Source organism: Polynucleobacter sp. 31A-FELB, from assembly GCF_018882405.1.
In the GTDB taxonomy this organism is placed as follows: Bacteria; Pseudomonadota; Gammaproteobacteria; order Burkholderiales; family Burkholderiaceae; genus Polynucleobacter.
In genome coordinates, this window is sequence record NZ_JACVOO010000031.1 from 1 (window position 1) to 5,967 (window position 5,967).

The window sequence follows — 5,967 nt, forward strand, 5'->3', positions numbered from 1 at the left end:
AACTTCCAAGATGGTCCATACTCTCGAATCTCAAAAAATTGCATCGACTTTGATCACACATCAGCTGAAGCGTACATCAAGTCATCCGCAACCTGACGAAAAAGACTTCGGTTGCCGCGAACAGCCATAACTAAGTGCACCATAGGTAGATCAGGGAAACGGTTTTCATCGTTCAATACAACGTGCTCTACATTCACCGCACTACGTGACAAGATCCCAATACCTAGGCCCGCACTAACGGCACGACGGATATTCTCGTAGGAAGCACTTGTGTAGGAAATACGCCATTTTTTGCCAAGTTGTTCGAGAGCCCCAATGGCTGCTTTGCGATAGGCGCAACCGTCTGGAAAAACCACCAGCGGTATTTCATCAAATTGATCGAACGCAACGGTCTTATTAGCCACCCAATAAAGAGGCTCGGAGCGCAAAATCTCATTCTCTGAGTCTGCATCACGTTGGGAAGTCGCAGCCTTGTAGAGCACAATATCAAGCTTCCTCTGCTGATACAGCTTTTGTAACTTCGAAGACACTGTAGATACAACGTCGATATGTAGCGATGGATGACTTGCCAGACAATGCGATATTACGGAGTGCAACTGTTCAATAACAAAATCGTCAGGCACACCTAATCTTACGCGACCCTTAAGCTCGGGTCTTTTGAGCGTGAGTACGGCTTGTTCAACTTGCTCCAGAACTATCATAGCTTGTGCAAAAAAGCGTCGCCCTTCCTGAGTAAGTCCAAGCAACCGTCCTTGTTTTCGAACAAGCAGTGAACAATCTAAACACTCTTCAAGACGTTTGATATTTTGCGTAACTGCAGACTGGGATCGATTTATAACCGAACCTGCTTGATGAAATCCACTGCACTGGACTACAGCTACAAAGCTACGTAGTTGCTCTAGGGTCACGCCACGGTCACCAATCCCTGGCAAAGAAATGAGAGATGAATCAGCATTCATACTCGTATTTACGATTTCTCCAAACACAAGAACTACCCTCCTATCTGCTTGATAATCTTCACCATAAAACCACACAACTTAAGCAACGAAATAATGCCAAGACTATCGAGAACGATAGTCGAAACCCTTAAACATAATAAGCTATTCTTATTAAGAAAGTAAAATAATTCATTTAGAGAATTATGGTTATGAAGGCATGCTCTCATATATGAAAACATTAACGCGACACTCCCAGATTTTGCTAGCACTGTCCATTATTGGCTGGGCAACTCTTTTCAGCATGGTCTGGAGTTCGGCATTCGTCGCTGGAAAAATAGGCCTACAGTACACAGACCCTTACACTCTACTAACGGCCCGCTTCCTTCTTGCGTCTGTGATTTTGCTTTTTGTGTGCTTGCCGACAATGAAAAAGCATCTCTTTAGCGATCGCACATTATTACGTGACGCTTTACTTCTAGGCGCACTAAACAATGCGCTTTATCTTGGCCTGACCTTCACGGCGCTACGTTACATTTCACCAGAATTAGTAATCATTGTTGTTAGTTGTGCGCCATTCTTAACCAGCATCATAGCCAGCGTTCTTGGCATCGAACGGATTGGGATTCGTTTGATTATGGGTATCATAATTGGCTTTTGTGGTGTTTTGGTTATCGCACTTGCACGACCGATCGGCACTCTCGACCCTCTCGGATTGGGTCTTGCGTTTCTCGGCACCATATCTTTCTCTATAGCAACAGTCTTCTATCGAAACAGGGCAGCGTTGCATTCGCCTCAACATGTAAATTTCTGGCAATCAGCCATTGCGACAGTTCTTCTCATGCCGCTCGCGCTATATCAAACCACACATGGCACAGTAACGACACCTTCATTACCACTCGTTTCTGTGGTGGCTTATCTAGCTATCGTAGTCACAATCGGTGGCATGTGGATGTGGCTCTATCTGATACGCCGCTCGGGAGCGACCACTGCCTCGACCTATCATCTAGCCAATCCATTTTGCGGTCTTCTTTTGTCTTACCTAGTTCTTGATAGTGAATTCAAGCTAACGGACTTGATTGGCATCGCAATTATTGTCTTTGGGCTTTTCATAGTTACACGCTCAACATCAAAAGCGATCAACAAAACAATGCATAGCAGTGAATATGACAACTCTCTTTAGCCTAGCAACAACTCAATGCGATCATCATCCCCCTTTTTTTAACTTGCTTTCAATATAAAACGCCTGCACTGTATTAGCTGCAGGCGCCAAATCGTTTAAAACGATTTATTAGATATACGCCGTTTCAATCACACTGCCATCAGCAGCATTAATGGATTTCCAAAAAATAAATCCATAATTAAGTTTTGCTTTCTGATACTGCGCTTTGCATTCACCAAGCAGTGCACCAGCTTCAAGCAGCTCGAGCTCGCTATCATCTTCATAGGGAATTGCCAAGCTAACCATCCGATCAGTTCCATCAGAGATAAAAGAACACTCTTCACCGTCAGCCTCAATAACAGCGCCTGCAAGAAACTGCTTCAGTGCTGCTACAGCTTCAGAATTAGCATATGCATCCCTCAGCTGAATATTCCAAGTTACAAATTTGGTTGCCATGTTATGTCTCCTAATTGATTAAATTTCTACTGCAGGTTGCACTACAGCAGGTGCCGCAGTATTCGTTTTGCTTGCGTAATAGTGTTTAACAATTTGTTTGCTAGCATTAAGTACGCCACGACCACTGCCCTTGCAAACTGCCGCCACATTAGCCAGGACTTGCTGAGGGATCCCATACACCCCGTAATAACTGAGTACCTTGCTCATAACAGGTAGCCAATAATTACTAGGTGCCGCAGTGAAGTCGACTACGTGGCAACGATCAATCACTGCACGGTCGATTTTGGACAGATTATTAGTTGTCAAAATAAACACTGCAAAACGACCGCCCTCGTTCATCGCGGATTTCAGCGAAGGCATATAGGTGCTAGAAAGGTTATCTACCTCGTCCAATACAAAATAATGAAAAGCATCGATTGGCGTGAAATTACAGCGATTGCTAATATTTGCCAGAATCTGGGCGCTATCAGACGTTGCAGAAATATCGTAATACTGCGCCAACTGTGCATCTTGTCCGCTATGAGCCTGCTCAATCAAATCAGGCAAGATTTTTGCCAAGGCGCTTTTGCCAGTGCCCACATCCCCATAAAGCAAAATGCCATTTTTTCCAGACCCCGGAAAACCGCCATTTTTAGCAATGCAGTCCTCAATCGCCTGCTTTGCTTTTGCATCTTTAAAAACTACGTCACCCAGTACTTTAGGTTTAATCATTTCATCAAAATTAGAAAAATCAGGTTGCATATATCCTCCAAAATAAAGATTGCTAAGAAGTAGTGACTCCGCAGCAATCTCAGTTAGTTAAAAAAATTAGCTAGCCATTGCCGCTGCTTGTGCCGCCAACTGATCGGTTTCATCAGCTTCTTGTACCTGAACTTGTTCTTGCTGATCATTGCTCATTGCTTCTTTGTTGAGCTTATAAAAAGCCAACAACGCAGCATCAATAACAGCCTGATCGCTCAGTGCAGCGCGAACCGCATACTTACCACCCGACAAAGGCGTTGCAATGAATACAAGCTGACCTGCCGTTGCATCCACGTTTTGCGCCAGCTCTTCGCTATCAAATACAGCAAGCTCGCGTACATTTGCCCACTGCTGCGCCTGCACCAGTTTTTCGCCACGTGTCAGCGCAGTCTGACCGGTACTTTTTTCTTTTTTACTTGCTGCGTTAGCAAGACGCATCGCAGTAAGTCCGCCCTCAAAATTTTGCACGTATTGTGCAAAATCATCAGGTTCGCAGCCTTGTTTTTGTGCATAAGTAATAGCAGAGTAGTAGCTGTTAATTTTTCCAGCATCCGCCCCAACAAATACGCACATCAAAAATTTACTCAGTGCATAAGTTTTTCCAGTAACGCTAATATTTTTGTCCAGCATATAAGCGTCAATGCGATTAACAATACGCTTTTGTTCTTTTTCACTTTGCTTCAAGAAGAGCGCATATTTACCATAACATTTAGCCAGAATGTTATTCAAGAACTGATTGCTACGTGCCTCTGCAACTTTAAGTTCGGCAACGTGACTACCATACTCCGCTGCAAGCTCGTCCAGCTGCGCTGCAATGTCACCCATGCTTTGCGCCCCAATCAAAGCCTCAAACGCAACAGGCTCAGCGGCAATACCGCCATCGATAATAAATTGCGCCCTCACGTCGTACCATTCTTTCTTTTGACCAACGCTTGCCTTTTCCAAGTCACGCAGCACTTGTTGCGCTTCCGCTACTTTGTCAATTTGCTCTGCAGAAGTGTTACTAACAGTAACCTCTACGCCAGTAATCTTTACAAGCTCCTCAACGTCGATTGCAAAGTTTTGGTTGATCGGATTTGCATTTACTACAGTTTGGATATTTTCCATTTTTAAAACCCTTTATGTTTATTAGTTAATTGATACTTCTTGCTTACTGCTTGTTATTTGCTACAAATACATTTCTGAAGTTTCCCGTTCGCCATCATTTAGTTCCGCCATATATTTGCGATACTCAATAACGCTGTCCATCCCATCCCAGAAATTTGTTTCACACTGTGTTTCGCGATAAAGATCGCTTACTGCCCAATAAAAATCTGTTGTTAGACTTGCTTTGCGCTGCGCTGTCTGCTGTGCCTGAATTTTTTTGCTGTCTAGCAAGTAACAAATCTGTTTTGTTGCTGTTTCTTGAATAATTTGCATAGATCCCCCGTCGTATATAAAAACTGCGTATATAAGTGCCGCACAGCGCCTGCACGTAGCAAGTGCTATGCAGCGTTAAAACTGCATTTAGGTGTAGCTAAGTTGTTAAAGAGCGGCAGCGTTGCTGCGATATAGCTACTATCCTGATTTTTGAATAATGTTAAAATTAAAATTTGATTACTAATATTAACGTTTAACATTTATGAATGCTAAAAACCGCAATAAAGGGGCTTTAACGCAGCTTTCTGCTGAGTTCAACTACGATGAAGTTGAGGTTGAAGCCGACTGGAGATACCACTTAGTTGTGCCCTACATCAGGCACAGCACTAGTTATTTGACTGTCAGGGACAAATACAGAGGCGAGAAAGTTAAAAAGAGTGGCTTACCCAAAGATGAAGCGGCTGTATATAAAGTTGCTGAGTGGTTTGATATCTTGAGCGTGGAAGCAGATGACGATGGGGGAGATCAAACTGATTGGTGGGAGCGAGCAGGGAAATCCTTATATGGCTTTGATATGCCAATCCCAGCAGTATCAGGCATATATATGGAGGCTGGAGAAACAAGGACACTGCATAAAGGTGGTCGTTTAGTACCCACTTTCTTAATTGAAGTGCCATTAAATCTCACTCTGACAGAGGCTCAAAAAGGGATTAAAGATTTACTGAAGTTTTATATGCAACATTGGAAGCCGCCTATCCAGTTTGGCGCACCACTTCCCGAAGCCTATAAGGCGCACTTCAAGCTAGAGAAAAGTAAGCTACAGGAAGAGACTCTGATAAACGGCCTAGAAGCACTGAGCATGTACAAAGCAGGCACACCACTTTGGAAGATTGCCAATGAACTAGGGCTATCCCCCGCCCATAGGATTGATGAGGAAGCTGTCAAACCAGGAAAACACGACAGTGAGTACAAGCGAGTCCTAAGCATCAAAGCCAGGCAATTAGTAAAAATAGCGTCTTTAGTTGCAGAAAATGCTGCCCGCGGAAGATTTCCCAGTAAAAAAATGTTTCCAGAAGCAATGCTAGAGAGCTATGAGCGTGATGCTGGAAGACCCAAGGGATCCAAGAGCCCCAAAACAATGAATGTCACAAAGTACAAGACCAAGTTCAATTCGTTTTAAACGAATTACTAGATCAGCTCTACAGCTTTACGCTTTTGATCATCGTTGCAGTCTATATAGTGCTGGACGCTAGATAGCTGTCTATGCCCTGATAGCCCCATGATCACCCTGACCCCAACCCCTTTAGCTGCTAA

At 43.7% G+C, this 5,967-nt stretch carries 7 protein-coding genes; 2 read left to right on the forward strand and 5 right to left on the reverse strand.

The features are described from left to right. Positions 1-53: 53 nt before the first annotated feature. Positions 54-986: a LysR family transcriptional regulator gene (locus ICN30_RS11380; protein WP_216275752.1), complete on the reverse strand. Its 933-nt coding sequence runs from the start codon at positions 984-986 to the stop codon at positions 54-56. Positions 987-1,167: 181 nt separating this feature from the next. On the opposite strand from ICN30_RS11380, the gene ICN30_RS11385 reads away from it, so the two are divergent. Continuing rightward, a complete protein-coding gene (locus ICN30_RS11385; RefSeq protein WP_216275754.1) occupies positions 1,168-2,118 on the forward strand; it encodes a DMT family transporter in 951 nt (316 codons plus the stop codon). Between the two features lie 108 nt (positions 2,119-2,226). Here ICN30_RS11385 and ICN30_RS11390 read toward each other — a convergent pair whose 3' ends face one another. The 4 genes from ICN30_RS11390 to ICN30_RS11405 all read right to left on the reverse strand — a co-directional run bounded on the left by ICN30_RS11390 (position 2,227) and on the right by ICN30_RS11405 (position 4,713). After that, complete coding sequence (locus tag ICN30_RS11390) at positions 2,227-2,553, reverse strand: hypothetical protein (protein WP_216275757.1); 327 nt, start codon at positions 2,551-2,553, stop codon at positions 2,227-2,229. Between the two features lie 18 nt (positions 2,554-2,571). After that, positions 2,572-3,294: an AAA family ATPase gene (locus ICN30_RS11395; protein WP_216275759.1), complete on the reverse strand. Its 723-nt coding sequence runs from the start codon at positions 3,292-3,294 to the stop codon at positions 2,572-2,574. Between the two features lie 66 nt (positions 3,295-3,360). Then, entirely contained in the window at positions 3,361-4,401 is a 1,041-nt protein-coding gene (locus tag ICN30_RS11400; protein ID WP_216275761.1) for a hypothetical protein, read from the reverse strand. Positions 4,402-4,461: 60 nt separating this feature from the next. Next, entirely contained in the window at positions 4,462-4,713 is a 252-nt protein-coding gene (locus tag ICN30_RS11405; RefSeq protein ID WP_216275763.1) for a hypothetical protein, read from the reverse strand. Positions 4,714-4,915: 202 nt separating this feature from the next. Between ICN30_RS11405 and ICN30_RS11410 the strand changes: the two genes are divergently transcribed. Then, positions 4,916-5,833, forward strand: coding sequence for a hypothetical protein (locus ICN30_RS11410; protein WP_216275765.1), 918 nt, complete (start codon positions 4,916-4,918; stop codon positions 5,831-5,833). Positions 5,834-5,967 lie beyond the last annotated feature (134 nt).

Bases quoted from the DNA above. Each gene is read 5' to 3' on its own strand.
- ICN30_RS11385 (WP_216275754.1), top strand. From the start codon at position 1,168: ATGAAAACATTAACGCGACACTCCCAGATTTTGCTAGCACTGTCCATT.
- ICN30_RS11390 (WP_216275757.1), bottom strand. From the start codon at position 2,553: ATGGCAACCAAATTTGTAACTTGGAATATTCAGCTGAGGGATGCATAT.
- ICN30_RS11395 (WP_216275759.1), bottom strand. From the start codon at position 3,294: ATGCAACCTGATTTTTCTAATTTTGATGAAATGATTAAACCTAAAGTA.
- ICN30_RS11400 (WP_216275761.1), bottom strand. From the start codon at position 4,401: ATGGAAAATATCCAAACTGTAGTAAATGCAAATCCGATCAACCAAAAC.
- ICN30_RS11405 (WP_216275763.1), bottom strand. From the start codon at position 4,713: ATGCAAATTATTCAAGAAACAGCAACAAAACAGATTTGTTACTTGCTA.
- ICN30_RS11410 (WP_216275765.1), top strand. From the start codon at position 4,916: ATGAATGCTAAAAACCGCAATAAAGGGGCTTTAACGCAGCTTTCTGCT.